This window comes from Janthinobacterium sp. DSP2-3-3, from assembly GCF_049897325.1.
In the GTDB taxonomy this organism is placed as follows: Bacteria; Pseudomonadota; Gammaproteobacteria; order Burkholderiales; family Burkholderiaceae_D; genus Janthinobacterium.
The window spans coordinates 176,397-194,593 of record NZ_JAFCWA010000003.1 but is presented as its reverse complement, the minus strand read 5'-3'; the positions used below and the strand labels follow the sequence as shown (position 1 = coordinate 194,593).

Genomic DNA, 18,197 nt, shown 5'->3' with positions numbered 1-18,197 from the left:
CAGGCGCGGCTGGCGCGGATGGCGCGCTGCCGCTTTCTTGCTCAGCCTGCGATTGTCCCACCTGCCCCCATGGCATGGCAAGCGGCTTACCAGACCTTGTACACCTGCCCCGTCTGCGCCCCTTCCACGCTGCGGCTGTAAGCCAGGGCCACGCGGCTGGCGGCGGCCGGCTCGAAGCCGTAGAAGAACGGGCCATACGCTTCCAGCGATTCGGCCAGGACCGTGGGGCTGACGGCATTGATGCGCACGCCGCGCGCCAGTTCGATGGCGGCGCCCCGCACGAAGCCTTCCACGGCCGCATTCGTCATGCTGGCGGCCGCGCCGAAGCGGATCGGCTGCTCGGCCACGATGCCGCTGGTGAGGGTGATCGAACCGCCGTCGTTCAGGTATTCCTGCGCCACCAGCGCCACGTTGACCTGGCCCATCAGCTTGCTGTCCAGACCCAGCTGGAATTGCTCAGGCGTAAATTCGGCCAGGGGGCCGAAATGCAGCTTGCCGGCCGTGACGACGACGGCATCGACCTTGCCGATGCGCTTGAACAGGGCGCGCACCTGCGCGATGTCGCCCATGTCGGCCTGGTGCGTGCCACTGCGGCTGCCCACTTCGATGATTTCATGGCGTTGCGCCAGTTGTGCTGCGACGGCCGTGCCGATGGTGCCGCTGGCGCCGATGATGACGATTTTCATACCGCTTCCTTGTCTGGCGTTGAACGATGGAGCCAGTATGCGCCGCTTCCAAAAAGGAATAAATACGCTAGAATTTACAAGATTACTAACCTACAATTTGCAATCAAGGTGCCCATGGATAAATTGCGCAGCATGGAAATTTTTGTCTCCGTCGTCGACCAGGGCAGTTTTACGGCGACCGCCGACATCTTCCGCATCTCGCCCGTGATGGTGGGCAAGCACATCAAACAGCTGGAAGAACGGCTGGGCACGCGCTTGCTGGCGCGCACCACGCGCCGGCAAAGCCTGACGGAAATCGGCCAGCAATATGTGGAACAATGCCGGCAGATTCTGGCGCAGATCGCCGCAGCCGAAACGGGCGCGGAAGCCATGCGGGCCACACCGCGCGGCAAGCTGAAAATCACGGCGCCCGTGTCATTCGGCAGCGAACGCATCGCGCCGCTGCTGGCCGAGTATCTGACGGCCTACCCGGACGTGAGCCTGGAGCTCAATTTGAATGACAGGATGGTCGACCTGGTGGAGGAAGGTTTTGATGCGGCCATCCGCATCGGCGCACTGCAGGATTCCGGCATGGTGGCGCGGCCCTTGCGGCACTACGCGATGGTCATCTGCGCCTCGCCCGGCTACCTGGCCAAGCACGGCACGCCGCGCACGCCGGACGACCTGGCGCAGCACGAGTGCGTGGATTTCATGCAATGGTCGCGCCACATGCGCTGGCGCTTGAGCGGTAAGGAAACGCGCCGCGACGGTGCTGCGACCGAGAGCCGCTTCCGCTCGAACAATGGCCAGGCGCTGCGCATGGCAGCCCTGCACGGCTTCGGCATCGTCATGCAGGCGGAAATTCTACTGGCCGACGATATCGCGGCGGGCCGTTTGGTGCCGCTGCTGGCTGACTACGTACCGGCGCCGCGCCTGATGCACCTGCTGTATCCGCGCGACCGCCAGCCCACGCCGAAGCTGACGACTTTCATCGATTTTCTGCTGGAACGCTACGGGCCGGCGGCGCCACCGCCGCCGGCCACGCTCACGTAACCGTCGTATCTAGTTCACCTCGTACTTAGTTGGCCTGCGCCAGCTTCGCCAGCTCGCCGTCCGGTTGCCAGCCGGCACCTAAAGAGCGGGCCACGGCGACGGTTGCCAGCAAACGCTGGGTCTTGATCTGCGCGGCAGCGCGGTCCGCTGTCAGCGAGCTACGCTGGGCATCGGTGACGTCCAGGTAGGTCGAAATACCGCGCTCGTAGCGCGTGCGCGCCACCAGGTAGGCGCGCGCCGCCGCGGCCTGCGACAACGCCTGGGCGTCGCCCTGCAACTGGCGCTGCTCCACGTCGGACAAGGCGTCTTCCACTTCGCGCAAGGCCGTCAGCAGCTTGGTTTCGTGATTCGCCACGGCTTCCGCATAGCGCGCCTTGGACAGGTCCAGGTTAGCCTGGTTGCGGCCACCGTCGAAGATCGGCAGGGACAGGGCCAGCGGACCAACACTGAACTGGCGCGAACCGCCTTGCGCCAGGTCGCGCAGCTTTTCGGAGGCGTAACCGAAATTGCCCGTCAATTGCAACGACGGGTAAAACGCGCCTTCGGCCACGCCCACTTGCGCGTTCGCCGCGCGCAGGCCCGCCACGCTGGAAACGAGGTCCGGGCGGTGCGCCAGCAGGCTGGCAGGCAGGCCGACGGGGATACTTGGCGGCAGCGGCAAGCTGGAAGGCTCGGCGGCCACCGGCAATTGCAGCGCCGACGGCGGCTTGCCCGTCAGGGTGGCCAGGCTGTTTTCCAGCTGATTGCGCTGGCGCTTGACTTCATGCAGGTCGGCCTGGGCGTTCGACAGTTCGACCTTCGCGCGCGCCAGGTCCAGCTCATTCGTCAGTCCCGCATTGAAACGCGCCTCGACCAGCTGCGCCGATTCGCGGCGCGTGCCCAACGCGCCATTCAAGATGGCCATTTCCGCGTCCAGCCCGCGCAGCTGCCAGTAATTGCTGGCCACTTGCGCCGACAGCATCAGCAGCACGCCGTCGCGGTCGGCCTGCGCCGCCAGCGCCTGCGAGTCAGCCGCTTCGACCATGCGTTTGACACGGCCCAGCAAGTCGATTTCGTACGACAGCGAACCGCCCACGGAGAAGTTATTGCCGCGGATCGAACGATTGCCCAGGGCCAGGCCCTGCGAGGTATTGGCCGAGGTGCGCGAGTTCGACATACCCGTGCTGACATTCACGCTCGGGCCCTGGTTGGCGCGCGCCGTACCGCTTTGCGCCAGCGCCTGCAGCAGGCGCTCGCCGGCCGCTTTCACTCCGGGATTGTCCTGCAGCGCACTGTGCTCGAGGCGGTCCAGGGTGGCGTCGCCATAGATGCTCCACCATTCCTTGGGCAGCTGCGCGGCATCCGCTGCGGCAGCGCCGTGGCGGAAAACGCCGCTGTCGATGCCGGCCACATTCGCCGGGGCGGTGAAATCCTGGCCCACGGTGCCGCAGGCGGAGAGCGCCACGGCAAGGGAAGCGGCCAACGCGATTTTCGTCAATACTGTTTGCATGATGTGTACCTTCTTGTTCTTGAGGTGCTGCACGTGCGGGCTGTGCGCGGTCAATGACCGCCGCCACCGCCACCGGGAGCTTTAAGTTTATCGGCCAGCCACAGGGGCACGATACAGGCCAGCAGGATGGCGCCGATCAGGAAGAAGCCATCGTTGTAAGCCATCACATACGCTTCGCGGCGCACGATGCCGTCGATCGCCTGCAAGGCCTGGTTGCCTGCCGTGACGGCGTCATAGCCCTTGGCCATGAACGACGACGTCAGTTGCTCAATGCGCAGCTGCGTGGCGCTGGAATACGCATTGATCGCTTCACCCAGGCGCTGCGAGTGGAAGTGCTCGCGGGTGCTCAAGGCCGTGGCCAGCAGGGCGATGCCGATCGAACCGCCCAGGTTGCGCGTCATGTTGAACAGGCTGGAAGCGGACGGCATGTCCTTCGGCGCGATGCCCTTCATGGCGAAGTTCGACAAGGTCAGCATGACGAAGGGCTGGCCCAGCGCGCGCACCACCTGCGACCACAGCAGCTGGTCGTAGCCGGTGGAAGCGTCCATGTAGGCATTCATCATGCACGAACCGCCAAACAGCAAGAGGCCGAATGAACACAAGATGCGGTTATCCACCACCGACGACAGCTTGGCGACGAAGGGCATGATGAACAACTGCGGCAAGCCCACCCACATGATGACTTCACCGATCTGCATCGGCGAATAACCGGCGATCTGGCCCAGGAACAGGGGCAGCAAAAAGGCGGAGCCATACAGGCCCATGCCCGTCACGGCCGACAGCACGGTGGCCACCAGAAAATTGCGCTGGCCGTACAAGGCCAGGTTGACGAACGGTTCGGCGCGCGTGGCGCTGGTGACGACCCAGCCCAGGATGCCCGTCAGGGCCAGCGCGGCAAAGGCGATGATGAAACCGGAGTCGAACCAGTCCTTCGAATTGCCCTCTTCCAGGAAGATGGTCAGGCAGCCCAGGCCCAGGGCCATGAAGAAGATGCCCAGCCAGTCGGCTTTCCAGAACATCGCCAGCTTCATCGGCTCTTTGTCCAGGCCATAGATCATGCCGGCGATCAGCAGCACGCCCGGCACCCAGTTGATGTAGAAGATCGAAGGCCAGCCATACAGCTCGGAGAGATAGCCGCCCAGGGTCGGGCCCATGGCCGGCGCCAGGGTGGCCGTCAAACCGAAAATGGCCATGCCGACGGCGCGCTTCGACGGCGGCAGCTTGAGCATCACCAGAGTGAACGCCATCGGAATCAGCGCGCCTCCCGTAAAACCCTGCAGCATGCGGAAGACGATCATGCTTTCCAGGTTCCAGGCCGCCCCGCAAAGAGTGGAGAACAGCAGGAAGAAAGCGGTGGTGCCGATCATGTAGGTGCGCAGTCCGAACACGCGCGCCAGCAGGGCGGTGAGGGGAATGACGATGATTTCCGCCACCAGGTAAGCCGTGGAAATCCACGAGCCCTCTTCCTGGGTGGCCGACAGCGAGCCAAGGATATCCTTGAGCGAGGAGTTCGTGATCTGGATGTCGAGCACCGCCATGAAGGCGCCCAGCATGCCGGCGGCGACCGCCAGCCAGGTGCGCCCGGAGACTTTCTCATCGATCACGGGAAACGCCGACGGCTTCGCCAGCGTGGTGGAGGGGCTGCTCATGGAAGCTTAGCGGGTGGTGGTCTGTGCGGCAGGAGCGGCTGGAGCGGCGGCGTGGCGCGGGGCCTTGTCCTGGGCCGGCTCAGGCTGGTTCACTTCCACTTCGGCGATCACCGACATGCCCGGCACCAATCGGCCATTCATGGCCTTGATATCTTCCGGCTGGAAGACGATTTTTACCGGCACGCGCTGGACGATCTTGGTGAAGTTGCCGGTCGCGTTATCGGCCGGCAGCAGCGCGAATTGCGCGCCCGAGGCAGGCGCGAAGCTGTCCACGGTACCCACCAGTTTCTTGCCCGGCATGGCATCGATCGTCACGTGCACGCTCTGGCCGCGATGCAGGTCGGCCAATTGGGTTTCCTTGAAGTTGGCGGTGACCCAGACATTGTCCTGCACGATGGCCGTCAATTGCTGGCCAGGCTGCACGCGCATGCCCGTTTCCACATTGCGCTTGCCGATGCGGCCGGCGACGGGGGCCAGGACGCGGTTGTATTGCAGTTGCTGTTCCGCGTCCTTCAATTGCACGCGCAGCACGGCCACCTGGGCTTTGGCCACGTCGCGCGCAGCTTGCGCCGCACCAATCTGCGCCTTGGCGGCGGAAGCGCTATCGCGGCGGGCGGCCAGGTCGGCCACGGCGCCGGAACGGGCCGCGTTAGCGGCGTCCAGTTCCGCTTTCGAGACGGCTTTCATCTGGCTCGTGTACAGTTGGCCATAACGCTCCGCATCCTGTTTCGCGCGCAGCAGTTGCGCATCAGCCTGCGCCACTTGCGCCAGGGCGGCACTGGCCTGCGCCTGCACTTGGGCGATTTGCGCGTCGGCTTGCAGCACTTGCTGTTCGGCGCTGGCAATCTGCGCGGCGATCTGCTCGGTTTTCACGCGCTGGTCGAACGGGTCGAGTTCGGCGATCACGTCGCCCTCTTTCACGATCTGATTGTCGTCGATGAAAACCTTGGTGACGACGCCGGAAATGCGCGCCGAGACGGGATGCACGTGGCCGGACACATAGGCGTTTTCCGTTTCCACAAAATAGTGGCTGCGGTACCACATGCGCGCGCCAGCGCCCAGCGCGACGAGAACAATCAGGCCGGCGATGATTTTCACGCGCTTATTCGGTGCTACGGAGCTGGCGGAAGCGGAAGGTGCGGAAGGTGCGGAAGGTGCGGCCGAGGCCGCGGGTGGGACGGCGCTCAGCACCTTGTGCTCTGCTTGGCCTGGCTGGTTGGACATACTCGCTCCGGAAATGAAATGATATAGGTTCATTATTGGACAAAGAAAAGCGCTTGTCAAGAAATGAAACGATTGCATTTCATTTTAATTTGCACTACAGTGTGAGCCATCACTTACCTTCCAACTTATAAAGAGACCCAGACCATGTCCGATCCCGGCCTCAGCGATACAGTGCCCACCGATATAGAATCCGATGCCGCCGCCCAAGAGCTTTCCTGCTGCGGCAAACCTGCCGGCCGACCGCGCGCGGCCGACATGGAAGCGCGCATGGAAAACCTGCTGCACACGGCGGGCTGCCTGTTTCTGGAAAAAGGGTATGGAAAGGTGAGCCTGGAAATGATCGCCCGCGAAGCCCATGTGGCCGTGCGCACGATTTATGTGAAATTTGGCGGCAAGTCGGGCTTGTTCAATGCCGTGGTGGAACTGCGCCGCGCCGCCTATTTCTCGACCATGCCGGCGCTGGAAACCGATATGCGGCCCCTGCCCGCCATCCTGGGCGAATTCGGCCTGCTGTTCGTGCAACTGGTCACCATGCCGGCTGCCATCCGCCTGAATCGCATGGTGGTGGCCGAAGCGGCCACCCACCCGGAACTGGCGGAAACGTTTTACAAGGTGGGACCGGGGCAGACGCGTGAGATGCTGACCAAGTTTTTCAGCCGTCCCGACATCGCGCCGCTGTTTCGCGCGGAGTTGACGCCCTCCATCCTGGCGCTACACCTGCTCAATTGCCTGCTGGGAGATCAGATGTCGCGCCTGCTGTTTCCACCGCAAGCCCAACCGGACGTGGCGCAATTGCGGGCCAAGGTAGCGCTCAGCCTGGACCTGTTCCTGCGCGGCACCTTGCGCCAGCCGCTCGCGGCCTGACGCAGGGCGGATTGACGGGGAAGTCAGCCAGGGCGGCTACAATCTTCCGGCACCGCCGCTGCAGCGTGTTCCTCGTTCAAGCCCAGCGCACGCAGGAAAGGCTGGGCCGCCGACGCGTCGCCAAGACCAAGTGAAGACTCACTTCCATCATGGCGTTGCGGGCCATAGCGCATCAGGTCGAACGAAGTTTCAAAGCGCTGCGCCAGGAAGTAGGTACGGAAGTAATCGAAGGAAAACGCCACCTGGCCATCGGCCAGCAGCAGCAAGCCATGCGCATACAGTGGCGTCAGCCAGTCCCTTGCCGCCATGTTCCAGCCCTTCACGCCACAATAGTCGCTGGCAAAACGCTGCAGTTCGGCTTCGCCAAGGAACAGGGTCTTGCCTTCAAACATCACGAACGCCAGCTCGATCAGGAATTCACGCACATCGGCAGCCACCCCAGCGTCCTCACATTGCTGCGCGCCGGCCTTGCCCAGCAAGCCATCGAAATAGGCGCGTTCGCCTGCCAGCTGCGGCAGCAAGGTGGCAAACACATATTCGGCGTCCATCTGCCCCGTTTCCTGGCCATTCGGCGTGTACAGCACAGACAGGGCGAAATTCTTGCTCACTTCGTCGAACTCGTGCAGGGAGACCTTCCACTGCGTGCCTGGCGCGTCGCCATCGGCCCCGCCCGCGCCGAACTCGAGCACGGAAAACGCCGCCATCTGGCCAGGCGCACCGTACAGGCTGCCGGGATTGCTCTTGAACAGGATGCCTAGCGACTTCATCAGCGAACTGGCGTCACCCGTATGCTGGTGGCCGTGGAACACGGCGTGGATATTCTTGTAGTGCGCGCGCTGCTCGGCACTGGCGTGCTCATCGGCGGAGAAAAAACTGAAGCCGGCATTGCCCAGTGCCGCAGCCGCGACACCCTGCACGCGGCTGCCCGGCACCAGGTAGAAACGCGCACCGGGCAAGCTGGCCGCCTGGAGCAAGGGGCGCAGGAAATATTCGTAGACATACAGGGGCGTCGTGCCGGCACAGGCGTCCAGCGCCACCAGCTGGCCCGTGAAGAAAATCGCATCGATCTGATTGCCCGCCGCCAGAATATCAGCCACATCCTGGTACAAGGCATGCAGCATCACGGCTTGCTCTTGCTCATCAGCCCGACGCAAACGAACATCGGCAATATGAAGGGCGGTAAATTTTTTCATTGTTGCAAAACTTTCTCAGTACAGCGGAATTTGACCATATCCCACGCTGGCAACATTCCTGGAAAAATCACACGCTTCCGTTGAAGCAAAAGAAAAACATGGTTACAGACCTCCATTCTGCCACTTTTTCCACACGGCAATACTCACCAATTTTCACAAGACACCGCTGCGCCACGTTTTACTATGCCGCAGGTCAAGGGAAATAAAAAAACCGGGAACATGTCCCGGCTTTTTTATACTGAAAGTTAACTCTTTATCAGCGCTTGCGCGGTGGCGGCAAGTCGGTGCACACGCCTTCGTACACTTCGGCCGCCATACCGATCGACTCGCCCAACGTCGGGTGCGGGTGGATGGTCTTGCCGATGTCGGTGCCGTCGCAGCCCATTTCAATGGCCAGTGCTATCTCGCCGATCATGTCGCCCGCATGCGTGCCGACGATGGTGCCGCCGATGATGCGGTGCGTTTCCGCGTCGAAGAGCAGTTTGGTGAAGCCTTCGGCGCGGCCATTGGCCACAGCGCGGCCGGAAGCTGCCCAAGGAAAGTGACCCTTCTCGACCTTGATGCCCTTGGCTTTAGCTTCGTCTTCCGTGATGCCGGCCCATGCCACTTCCGGGTCCGTGTAGGCAACCGATGGAATCACCTTGACGTCGAAGTGCGACTTCTGGCCGGCTGCAGCTTCCGCTGCCACGTGGGCTTCATGCACGGCCTTGTGCGCCAGCATCGGCTGGCCCACCAGGTCGCCGATGGCGAAGATGTTCGGCACATTGGTGCGCATCTGGCTGTCGACTTCGATGAAGCCGCGGTCCGTGACGCTCACGCCGGCCTTGTCGGCGGCGATCTTCTTGCCGTTCGGGCTGCGGCCCACGGCGACAAGCACCAGGTCATAGACTTGCGGTGCTGGCGCCGTGGCGCCCGCTTCAGCCGCTTCGAACGTGACCTTGATGCCTTCCGGCAACGCCTCGACGGCCACCGTCTTGGTCTTGGTCATGATGTTGTCGAAGCGCTTCTCGTTGAACTTCTGCCACACCTTGACGGCGTCGCGGTCGGCGCCCTGCATCAGGCCATCCATCATTTCAACCACGTCGATGCGCGCGCCGAAGGTGGAATACACGGTGGCCATTTCCAGGCCGATGATGCCGCCGCCGATGACCAGCATGCGTTTCGGGATCTGGCGCAATTCCAGCGCGCCCGTCGAATCGACGATGCGCGGGTCTTCCGGCACGAACGGCAGTTTCACCACGGACGAACCGGCGGCGATGATGGCTTGCTTGAACTGCACGACTTTTTTGGAGCCGTCAGCTGCCGTCACTTCGATGTGGTTCGCGCTGAGGAACTGGCCCACGCCGGTGACGACTTGCGTCTTGCGCGCCTTGGCCATGCCGGCCAGGCCGCCCGTCATGTTCGAGATGACGCCTTCCTTGTACTTGCGCACCTGGTCGATGTCGATGCTCGGCTTGGCAAACGTCACGCCCGTGTTGGACATGTGCGCCGTTTCATCGATGACGGAAGCGACGTGCAGCAGCGCCTTCGACGGGATGCAGCCCACGTTCAGGCACACGCCGCCCAGGGTGGCGTAGCGCTCGACGATCACGGTGCTCAGGCCCAGATCGGCCGCGCGGAACGCCGCCGAATAACCGCCAGGACCGCCGCCCAGCACCATCATGTCGACATCGATGTCAACCTGGCCGCTGTAATTGCCGGCCGGGATGGCGGCGACAGGTGCCGCCGGTGCTGCAGCGACTGCGGCTACCGGAGCGGCCGCCGCAGGTGCTGGCACGGCAGCTGCCGCGCCTTCAGTCGCTTCCACCACCAGCAGCGCGCTGCCTTCGGCGATCTTGTCGCCAACCTTGACCTTGATTTCCTTGACGACGCCCGCGTGGGTCGAAGGAATCTCCATGCTGGCCTTGTCCGATTCGACCGTGATCAGCGACTGGTCCACCTTGATGGTGTCGCCCACCTTGACCATCAATTCGATGACTTCGACTTCCTTGAAATCGCCGATATTCGGTACTTTTACCTCTACTGTGCTCATCAATCGCTCCTTACAGCAGAATTTTGCGCATGTCGGCCAGGACTTCGCCGAGGTACACGGAGAATCGCGCGCCCATCGCGCCATCGACCACGCGGTGGTCGTAGGACAGCGAGGTGCCCATCATCAAGCGTGGCTGGAAGGCCTTGCCATCCCATACCGGCTTGATCGAGGCTTTCGACAGACCCAGAATGGCCACTTCCGGCGCATTCACGATAGGCGTGAAGTGCGTGCCGCCGATGCCGCCCAGGGACGAAATCGTGAAGCTGGCGCCCTGCATGTCGGCCGGTTTCAGCTTGCCTTCGCGCGCCTGCAGCGACAGCTCCGTCATTTCGCGGGCGATCTGCGAGACCGACTTCTGGTCCGCACCCTTGATCACCGGTACTACCAGGCCATTCGGCGTGTCGGCGGCGAAGCCGATGTTGTAGTACTGCTTGAGGATCAGGTTTTCACCCTTGGCGTCGAGCGACGCGTTAAACGCGGGGAATTTCTTCAGCGCGGCGACGGAGGCCTTGATGACGAAGGCCAGCATGGTCAGCTTGGCCGCATCCTTGTTCTTCGCATTGGCCGCGTTGGTGTCGACGCGGAACGCTTCCAGGTCCGTCACGTCCGCTTCGTCGAACTGCGTGACGTGCGGGATCATGACCCAGTTGCGGTGCAAATTGGGGCCCGAGATTTTCTTGATGCGCGACAGCGGCAGCAATTCGGTCGTGCCGAATTTGCTGAAGTCCAGCGACGGCCATGGCAGCAAGTCCAGGCCCACGCCGGAACCGGCCTTGGCGACAGGGGCCGCATTGGCAGCACCTGGTGCGGCAACGGCGCCCGACATCACGCCCTTGACGAAGTTCTGCACGTCTTCCTGGGTAATGCGGCCCTTCGGACCGGAACCGCCCACGCGGGTCAGGTCCACGCCCAATTCGCGCGCGAACTTGCGGATCGATGGCGACGCGTGCGCCAGCTTGCCATTTGCGGCAGGTGCGGCGGCAGGGGCAGCAGCGGCGACCGGTGCCGAAGCGACGGCGGCGCTTGGCGCGGCAGCGGCTTGCGCGGCCGGTGCAGGAGCGGCGGCAGGGGCAGCAACAGGAGCGGCAGCGCCACCGGTCGTTTCCACGACCAGCACCAGCGAACCCTTGGCAACCTTGTCGCCAACCTTGACTTTCAATTCCTTGACGATACCGGCGTGGCTCGATGGAATTTCCATGCTGGCCTTGTCCGATTCAACTGTCAGCAGCGACTGGTCGACCTTGATCGCGTCGCCGACCTTGACCATCAGTTCGATGACTTCGACTTCCTTGAAGTCGCCGATATCGGGCACGGTCACTTCGACCAGACCGCCAGCGGCAGCGGGTGCGGCGGCAGGTGCTGGCGCAGCAGCGGGGGCGGCTTCAGCTGCAGGTGCTGCCGCCGGGGCAGCAGCGGCGGCAGGCGTAGGCGCCGAGGCGTCGTCCGCCACTTCCAGCAGCAGGACCAGCGAACCTTCGGCGATCTTGTCGCCCACGTTGACTTTCAATTCCTTGACGACACCGGCGTGGCTCGATGGAATTTCCATGCTGGCTTTGTCCGATTCGACCGTGATCAGGGACTGGTCGACCTTGACCGTGTCGCCTGGCTTGACCATCAGTTCAATGATCTCGACTTCCTTGAAATCGCCGATATCCGGGACTTTGACTTCCACAATGCTCATAGCTTGCTCCGTTATTTTATTTGTCAGATGGACCCGCACACACGCCAGGGCGGCACTTTCGCACCGCCCTGGCATCATCGGGTCCGCACAACGATTACTGGGTCACCGGATTCGGTTTGTTCGCGTCGATGCCATACTTGGCGATCGCCTGCTCCACCACCGACACGTCGATCTTGCCTTCGTCAGCCAGCGATTTGAGCGCGGCCACGGTGACATAATAACGGTTCACTTCGAAGAACTCGCGCAGCTTGGCGCGGCTGTCCGAGCGGCCAAAGCCATCGGTGCCCAGCACTTTATAAGTGCGGCCCTTCGGCATGAAGGCGCGGATCTGTTCTGCAAACGCGCGCATGTAGTCGGTCGTGGCGACGATCGGGCCGTCCGTGTCCTGCAACAGCGACGTCACGTACGGCACGCGCTGCTGTTTCGACGGGTTGACCATATTCCAGCGCTCGGCATCCTGGCCATCGCGGGCCACCAGGGTCAGCGACGGCGCCGACCACACGTCCGCAGCCACACCCCAGTCGTTGGCAAGCAATTCAGCGGCGAAGATCGATTCGCGCAGGATGGTGCCGCAGCCGATCAGTTGTACGCGCAGCTTGGCGTCAGCCTGGCCTTCCTGCAGCTTGTACATGCCTTTCAGGATGCCTTCTTCCTGGCCTGGCTTGATGCCTGGCTGGGCGTAGTTCTCGTTCATGATCGTGATGTAGTAGAACACATCTTCCTGGTTGGCGATCATGCGGCGCAGGCCGTCCTGGATGATGACGGCGACTTCATGGCTGAAGGTCGGGTCGTACGGCATGCAGGTCGGGATGGTCGCGGCGAAGATATGGCTGTGGCCATCTTCGTGCTGCAAGCCTTCGCCGTTCAGGGTCGTACGGCCAGCCGTGCCGCCCATCAGGAAGCCACGGGCGCGCATGTCGGCCGAAGCCCATACCTGGTCGCCGATGCGCTGGAAGCCGAACATCGAGTAGAAGGTGTAGAACGGGATCATGATGCGGTCGTTGGTCGAATACGACGTCGCCGCGGCGATCCACGAGCTCATGCCGCCCGCTTCATTGATGCCCTCTTGCAGGATCTGGCCAGCCTTGTCTTCACGGTAGTACATGACCTGGTCTTTGTCGACCGGTTCGTACAACTGGCCTTTCGGATTGTAGATGCCGATCTGGCGGAACAGGCCTTCCATGCCGAAGGTACGCGATTCATCGACCAGGATAGGCACCACGCGCTGGCCGAGGTTCGGGTCTTTCAGCAGAGTCGAAATGACGCGCACGAACGCTTGCGTGGTCGAGATTTCACGGCCTTCAGGCGTCGCTTCCAGCACGTTCTTGAACGCATCCAGGCCAGGCACAGGCAAGGTTTCTTCCGACTTCTGGCGGCGCTGCGGCAAGTAACCACCCAGGGCCTTGCGGCGCTCGTGCAGGTAGACCATTTCCGGCGCGTCGTCTGCAGGCTTGAAGAACGGGATGTCGGCCAGCTTGTCGTCAGGGATAGGCAGCGAGAAGCGGTCGCGCATTTCACGAATCGCTTCGTCATCCAGTTTTTTCGTCTGGTGCGCCGTGTTGCGCGCTTCGCCCGACTTGCCCATGCCGTAGCCCTTGATGGTTTTCACCAGCAGGACGGTCGGTTGGCCCTTGTGTTCCTGGGCAATCTTGAAGGCCGCGTAGATCTTGTGCGGATCGTGGCCGCCACGGGTCAGGCGCCAGATGTCGTCGTCGGTCATGTTGGCAACCATTTCCAGCAACTTCGGATGCTTGCCGAAGAAGTGCTTGCGCACGTAGGCGCCATCCTTGGCCTTGTAGTTCTGGTACTCGCCGTCGACGGTTTCCATCATCACGCGCTGCAGGATGCCTTCCTTGTCTTGCGCCAGCAGCGCGTCCCAGCCCGGACCCCAGATGACTTTGACGACATTCCAGCCAGCGCCACGGAATTCGCCTTCCAGTTCCTGGATGATCTTGGTGTTGCCGCGCACCGGGCCGTCCAGGCGCTGCAGGTTGCAGTTGACCACGATGACCAGGTTGTCGAGCATGTCGCGCGCGGCCAGGCCGATCGCGCCCAGGGACTCCGGCTCGTCCATCTCGCCGTCGCCGCAGAAAGCCCATACCTTGCGGTTGTCGGTCTTGGCGATGCCGCGTGCGTGCAGGTATTTCAGGAAACGCGCCTGGTAGATCGCCATGTGCGGACCCAGGCCCATCGACACGGTCGGGAACTGCCAGAAGTCAGGCATCAATTTAGGATGGGGGTACGAGGACAGGCCCTTGCCATCGACTTCCTTGCGGAAGTTCAGCATTTGCTCTTCCGTCAAACGGCCTTCGAGGAAGGCGCGCGCGTAGACGCCGGGCGAAGAGTGGCCCTGGATGTACAGCAGGTCGCCGCCGTGGTCGGCCGTTGGCGCGTGCCAGAAATGATTAAAACCGATGCCCAGCATGTTCGCCAGCGAGGCAAACGAAGACAAGTGGCCGCCCAGGTCGCCGTCGGCGCGGTTGGCCTTGACCACCATGGCCATGGCGTTCCAGCGCATCCACGAGCGCAGGCGCTCTTCGTATTCCAGGTTGCCGGGACAGTGTGCTTCTTGTTTGGTGGGGATGGTATTGACGTAGGCGGTGGTGCTGGAGAACGGGATCTGGGCGCCGCGGCGGCGAGCCAGGTCGACCATGCGCTCCATCAGGTAATGCGCGCGTTCCGGACCTTCATTTTCCAGCACGGCTTCAAGCGCGTCCAGCCACTCCTTGGTTTCCTGCATATCCGGGTCGGTGCCGATCTGTGTCGTTACCTGGTTCAGTTGAGCTGACATCTGTTGAGTCTCCTTTGTGAACGCCCCACCCCGATTTTCCGGATCGCTGTCGGACGGTATTTCGCTGATTATTTACTATTAAGTCGGTTTAGTGTGGGGATTCTAACAGCGTATTTAGTATTTTTCAAATTACGATATAGCATTTCGCATTGTGAAAACACTCTATGAAGTTTATGCTGCACTGCCGCAAATTCTGCCCGGAAACTATGATGTGCGCACCAGCAAAACGAATTAACACCCCGGTCGCCCGCACAGGCATACCGGGCCAAGCGGGCCTGAAAAATGTCGAGGGCAAGGCGCGGCGACGCAGACAGTACGCCAGTACGGCAAGGAGCTGCAACGCCGCCATCGGCATTTTCTCAGGCCCGCGTCTCTGGCCCGCTTTTTAACATAACGGCTTGGCGCCAAAACCGCCCCTTTGCGCCGCCCGGCTTTATAATCTGTCTTTTCCCTCCCACACAGCCTCCCTACTATGCCAGCACAACTGATCGACGGAATCGCCCTCTCCCAAAAACTGCGCAGCGAGATCGCCACCCGCGCCGCCGCCCTCACGGCCAAGGGCACCCGGCCCGGTTTGGCCGTGATCCTCGTCGGCGAAGACCCGGCCAGCCAGGTGTATGTCCGCAACAAGGTCAAGGCGTGCGGCGACGTGGGTTTTCACTCGGTGCTGGAGAAATATGCAGCGGACCTGCCGGAAGCGGACTTGCTGGCACGCATCGCCAGCCTGAACGCCGACCCAGCCATCCACGGCATCCTCGTGCAAATGCCCTTGCCCAAGCACATCAACCCGCACAAGGTCATCGAAGCCATCGCCACGACGAAAGACGTGGATGGCTATTCCGTCCTGAGCGCCGGCGAACTGATGACGGGCTTGCCCGGCTTCCGTCCCTGCACGCCGTACGGCTGCATGAAACTGATCGAAAGCACGGGCGTGGACTTGCGCGGCAAGCACGCCGTTGTCATCGGCCGCAGCAACACCGTCGGCAAGCCGATGGCACTGCTGCTCTTGCAAGCGAACGCTACCGTCACCATCTGTCATAGTGCGACACCGGATTTGGGCTTGTACACGCGCCAGGCGGACGTGGTCGTGGCCGCCGTCGGCCGCCGCAACACCTTGACGGCCGACATGGTCAAGCCGGGCGCCATTGTCATCGACGTGGGCATGAACCGCGACGATGACGGCAAGCTGTGCGGTGACGTGGATTTTGCCGGAGTGAAAGACGTCGCCTCCCACATCACGCCCGTGCCCGGTGGCGTGGGTCCGATGACCATCACGATGTTATTGATGAATACGGTCGAAGCCGCAGAACGTATTTAAAAGAGGAGCACCTGAGAAAATGCCCCTGGCGACGTTGCAGTGCCTCGCCGTACTATTCGTACTGTCTTCGGCACCGCGCCTTGCCAGGAACGTTTTTCAGGCGCTCTAGTATGCAGGCGGCGTTGCCGCCTGAAGATATAAAGACAGAATGGACGAACCGACGATGAATACCAATCCCCTGCTTGATTTTTCCGGACTGCCACGCTTCGACGCGATCACGCACGAGCATGTCACGCCTGCCATCGACACCCTTTTGGCCCAGGCGCGCGCCACGGTGGCGCGGCTGGAAGCGCCCATGCAAGAAGTAAGCTGGGAAAACTTCGTCGCGCCGCAGGACCAGATCGCCGAAACCCTGGGCCGCGCCTGGAGCATCGTCAACCATCTCAATAGCGTGATCGATACGCCGGAACTGCGTGCCGCCTACAATGCCAACCAACCCAAGGTGACGGAATTCTTGACCGAGCTGGGCCAGAACGAAATCCTCTTCGGCAAATACAAGCAATTGCAAGCCCGCGCCGATTTCGCCAGCCTGTCGCCGGCGCGCCGCCGCATCGTCGACAATGCCGTGCGCGACTTCCGCCTGGGCGGCGCCGAGTTGCCCGAGGACAAGAAAGAGCGCTTTGGCGCCATCCAGGAAGAACACGCGGCCGTCTCCACGCGCTTTTCCGAAAACGTGCTCGATGCCACCAATGACTACAAGTTGCTGGTCGAAAACGAAGCCGAGCTGGCCGGTCTGCCCGACGATGTAAAGGCCGCCGCGCGCGCCGCCGCCGAGAAAGCTGGCAAAGCGGGCTATGAATTTTCGCTGCACTTCCCGTCCTATTACCCGATCCTGCAGTTTGCCGACAATCGCGCGTTGCGCGAAACCGTCTACCGCGCCAACGCCACCAAGGCATCGGACCAGGGAGCGGTCTTCAGCAAGAAAGACGAGTGGGACAACACGCACAACATCGTCACCCTGTTGCGGTTGCGCAACGAAGAGGCACAGCTGCTCGGCTACGGCAATTTCGCCGAAGTGTCGCTGGTCTCCAAAATGGCCACCTCGCCCGCGCAAGTCATTGCTTTCCTGGAAGACCTAGCCAAACGCGCGCGCCCGTTCGCCGAGAAGGACCTGGCAGAACTGAAACAATTCTCCCGGGAAGAACTGGGCATCGCCGAGCTGCAAGCCTGGGACGTGCCGTACGCCTCCGAAAAGCTGCAGGAACGCCGCTATGCGTTTTCGGCCCAGGAAGTGAAGCAATATTTCCCTGAGCATAAGGTGATCGATGGCTTGTTCCGCCAGATCCAGAACTTGTTTGCGGTCGAGATCAAGCTGGATACGGCACCCGTCTGGCACCCTGACGTGCGCTTTTACCGCATCGAACGCGAGGGCAAGCTGGTCGGCCAGTTCTATCTGGACCTGTATGCGCGCGCGGGCAAGAGCGGCGGCGCCTGGATGGACGACGCGCGCGGCCGCCGCGCCGATGCGCAACACGTGCAAACGCCGATCGCCTACCTGACCTGCAATTTCACGCAACCGGCCGTGGTCGACGGCAAGGTTCAGCCGGCGCTGTTTACCCACGACGAAGTCATCACCCTGTTCCACGAATTCGGCCACGGCCTGCACCATATGTTGACAGCCGTCGACGAACTGGGCGTGTCGGGCATTGCCGGCGTCGAATGGGATGCAGTGGAACTGCCATCGCAATTCATGGAAAACTTCTGCTGGGAATGGGAAGTACTTGAGCACATGACGGCGCATGCCATCACGGGCGAGCCGCTGCCGCGCGCGCTGTACGACAAGATGCTGGCGGCCAAAAATTTCCAGTCCGGCTTGCAAACCCTGCGTCAGGTGGAATTTTCCTTGCTCGACATGCATTTGCACTATGACTACGATGCCAGCACGGGCCAGAGCGTGCAGCAGCTGATCGACGGCGTACGCGCCAAGTTCGCGCTGCTCATCCCGCCCCCGTTCAACCGCTTCCAGAATGCCTTCGGGCATATTTTCTCCGGCGGCTACGCGGCCGGCTACTACAGCTACAAATGGGCCGAGGTGTTGTCCGCCGATGCCTATGCGGCGTTTGAAGAGGCAAAGGCGCTGGGGCCGGCCGCTACCACGGCAGCGGGCAAGCGCTACCTGCAGGAAATCCTGTCCGTCGGCGGCTCGCGCCCCGCGCTGGAGTCGTTTACGGCCTTCCGTGGCCGCGAGCCGTCCATCGACGCCCTGCTGCGCCATAGCGGCATGGCAGCCTGAGCCCC

The 18,197-nt window shown here is 62.2% G+C and carries 12 protein-coding genes; 4 read left to right on the top strand and 8 right to left on the bottom strand.

What is annotated here, in order from left to right:
• Positions 1-86 precede the first annotated feature (86 nt).
• Positions 87-686, bottom strand: coding sequence for a short chain dehydrogenase (locus ACP7DE_RS07580; RefSeq protein WP_426071528.1), 600 nt, complete (start codon positions 684-686; stop codon positions 87-89).
• A 114-nt stretch (positions 687-800) separates the two neighbouring features.
• On the opposite strand from ACP7DE_RS07580, the gene ACP7DE_RS07575 reads away from it, so the two are divergent.
• Positions 801-1,718 (top strand): LysR family transcriptional regulator, encoded by a 918-nt coding sequence (locus ACP7DE_RS07575; RefSeq protein WP_426071527.1) that lies wholly within the window; start codon positions 801-803, stop codon positions 1,716-1,718.
• A 25-nt stretch (positions 1,719-1,743) separates the two neighbouring features.
• Here ACP7DE_RS07575 and ACP7DE_RS07570 read toward each other — a convergent pair whose 3' ends face one another.
• The 3 genes from ACP7DE_RS07570 to ACP7DE_RS07560 are packed head-to-tail and all read right to left on the bottom strand — an operon-like array spanning position 1,744 to position 6,080.
• Positions 1,744-3,207, bottom strand: a complete 1,464-nt coding sequence (locus tag ACP7DE_RS07570; RefSeq protein ID WP_426071526.1) for an efflux transporter outer membrane subunit — start codon at positions 3,205-3,207, stop codon at positions 1,744-1,746.
• A 50-nt stretch (positions 3,208-3,257) separates the two neighbouring features.
• Positions 3,258-4,856, bottom strand: a complete 1,599-nt coding sequence (locus ACP7DE_RS07565) for a DHA2 family efflux MFS transporter permease subunit (protein ID WP_426071525.1) — start codon at positions 4,854-4,856, stop codon at positions 3,258-3,260.
• A 6-nt stretch (positions 4,857-4,862) separates the two neighbouring features.
• Positions 4,863-6,080: an HlyD family secretion protein gene (locus ACP7DE_RS07560; protein WP_426071524.1), complete on the bottom strand. Its 1,218-nt coding sequence runs from the start codon at positions 6,078-6,080 to the stop codon at positions 4,863-4,865.
• Between the two features lie 144 nt (positions 6,081-6,224).
• On the opposite strand from ACP7DE_RS07560, the gene ACP7DE_RS07555 reads away from it, so the two are divergent.
• The gene (locus tag ACP7DE_RS07555; protein ID WP_426071523.1) at positions 6,225-6,944 is read left to right on the top strand and encodes a TetR/AcrR family transcriptional regulator; all 720 of its coding nucleotides are present in this window, start codon (positions 6,225-6,227) and stop codon (positions 6,942-6,944) included.
• A 23-nt stretch (positions 6,945-6,967) separates the two neighbouring features.
• On the opposite strand, the gene ACP7DE_RS07550 is transcribed toward ACP7DE_RS07555, so the two are convergent.
• The 4 genes from ACP7DE_RS07550 to aceE form a co-directional block, all read right to left on the bottom strand.
• Positions 6,968-8,137 (bottom strand): hypothetical protein, encoded by a 1,170-nt coding sequence (locus ACP7DE_RS07550; RefSeq protein ID WP_426071522.1) that lies wholly within the window; start codon positions 8,135-8,137, stop codon positions 6,968-6,970.
• A 256-nt stretch (positions 8,138-8,393) separates the two neighbouring features.
• Entirely contained in the window at positions 8,394-10,169 is a 1,776-nt protein-coding gene (lpdA, locus tag ACP7DE_RS07545) for a dihydrolipoyl dehydrogenase (protein WP_426071521.1), read from the bottom strand.
• A 10-nt stretch (positions 10,170-10,179) separates the two neighbouring features.
• Complete coding sequence (aceF, locus tag ACP7DE_RS07540) at positions 10,180-11,850, bottom strand: dihydrolipoyllysine-residue acetyltransferase (RefSeq protein WP_426071520.1); 1,671 nt, start codon at positions 11,848-11,850, stop codon at positions 10,180-10,182.
• A gap of 94 nt (positions 11,851-11,944) precedes the next feature.
• Entirely contained in the window at positions 11,945-14,641 is a 2,697-nt protein-coding gene (gene aceE, locus ACP7DE_RS07535; protein WP_426071519.1) for a pyruvate dehydrogenase (acetyl-transferring), homodimeric type, read from the bottom strand.
• A 472-nt stretch (positions 14,642-15,113) separates the two neighbouring features.
• Here aceE and folD point away from each other — a divergent pair, with 472 nt between their 5' ends.
• Both folD and ACP7DE_RS07525 read left to right on the top strand, forming a co-directional pair.
• The gene (gene folD, locus ACP7DE_RS07530) at positions 15,114-15,959 is read left to right on the top strand and encodes a bifunctional methylenetetrahydrofolate dehydrogenase/methenyltetrahydrofolate cyclohydrolase FolD (protein ID WP_426071518.1); all 846 of its coding nucleotides are present in this window, start codon (positions 15,114-15,116) and stop codon (positions 15,957-15,959) included.
• A gap of 163 nt (positions 15,960-16,122) precedes the next feature.
• Positions 16,123-18,192, top strand: a complete 2,070-nt coding sequence (locus tag ACP7DE_RS07525) for a M3 family metallopeptidase (protein WP_426071517.1) — start codon at positions 16,123-16,125, stop codon at positions 18,190-18,192.
• Positions 18,193-18,197 lie beyond the last annotated feature (5 nt).

Bases quoted from the DNA above. Each gene is read 5' to 3' on its own strand.
- ACP7DE_RS07555 (WP_426071523.1), top strand. From the start codon at position 6,225: ATGTCCGATCCCGGCCTCAGCGATACAGTGCCCACCGATATAGAATCC.
- folD (WP_426071518.1), top strand. From the start codon at position 15,114: ATGCCAGCACAACTGATCGACGGAATCGCCCTCTCCCAAAAACTGCGC.
- ACP7DE_RS07550 (WP_426071522.1), bottom strand. From the start codon at position 8,137: ATGAAAAAATTTACCGCCCTTCATATTGCCGATGTTCGTTTGCGTCGG.
- ACP7DE_RS07565 (WP_426071525.1), bottom strand. From the start codon at position 4,856: ATGAGCAGCCCCTCCACCACGCTGGCGAAGCCGTCGGCGTTTCCCGTG.
- aceF (WP_426071520.1), bottom strand. From the start codon at position 11,850: ATGAGCATTGTGGAAGTCAAAGTCCCGGATATCGGCGATTTCAAGGAA.
- ACP7DE_RS07570 (WP_426071526.1), bottom strand. From the start codon at position 3,207: ATGCAAACAGTATTGACGAAAATCGCGTTGGCCGCTTCCCTTGCCGTG.
- ACP7DE_RS07525 (WP_426071517.1), top strand. From the start codon at position 16,123: ATGAATACCAATCCCCTGCTTGATTTTTCCGGACTGCCACGCTTCGAC.
- ACP7DE_RS07560 (WP_426071524.1), bottom strand. From the start codon at position 6,080: ATGTCCAACCAGCCAGGCCAAGCAGAGCACAAGGTGCTGAGCGCCGTC.
- aceE (WP_426071519.1), bottom strand. From the start codon at position 14,641: ATGTCAGCTCAACTGAACCAGGTAACGACACAGATCGGCACCGACCCG.
- lpdA (WP_426071521.1), bottom strand. From the start codon at position 10,169: ATGAGCACAGTAGAGGTAAAAGTACCGAATATCGGCGATTTCAAGGAA.
- ACP7DE_RS07580 (WP_426071528.1), bottom strand. From the start codon at position 686: ATGAAAATCGTCATCATCGGCGCCAGCGGCACCATCGGCACGGCCGTC.
- ACP7DE_RS07575 (WP_426071527.1), top strand. From the start codon at position 801: ATGGATAAATTGCGCAGCATGGAAATTTTTGTCTCCGTCGTCGACCAG.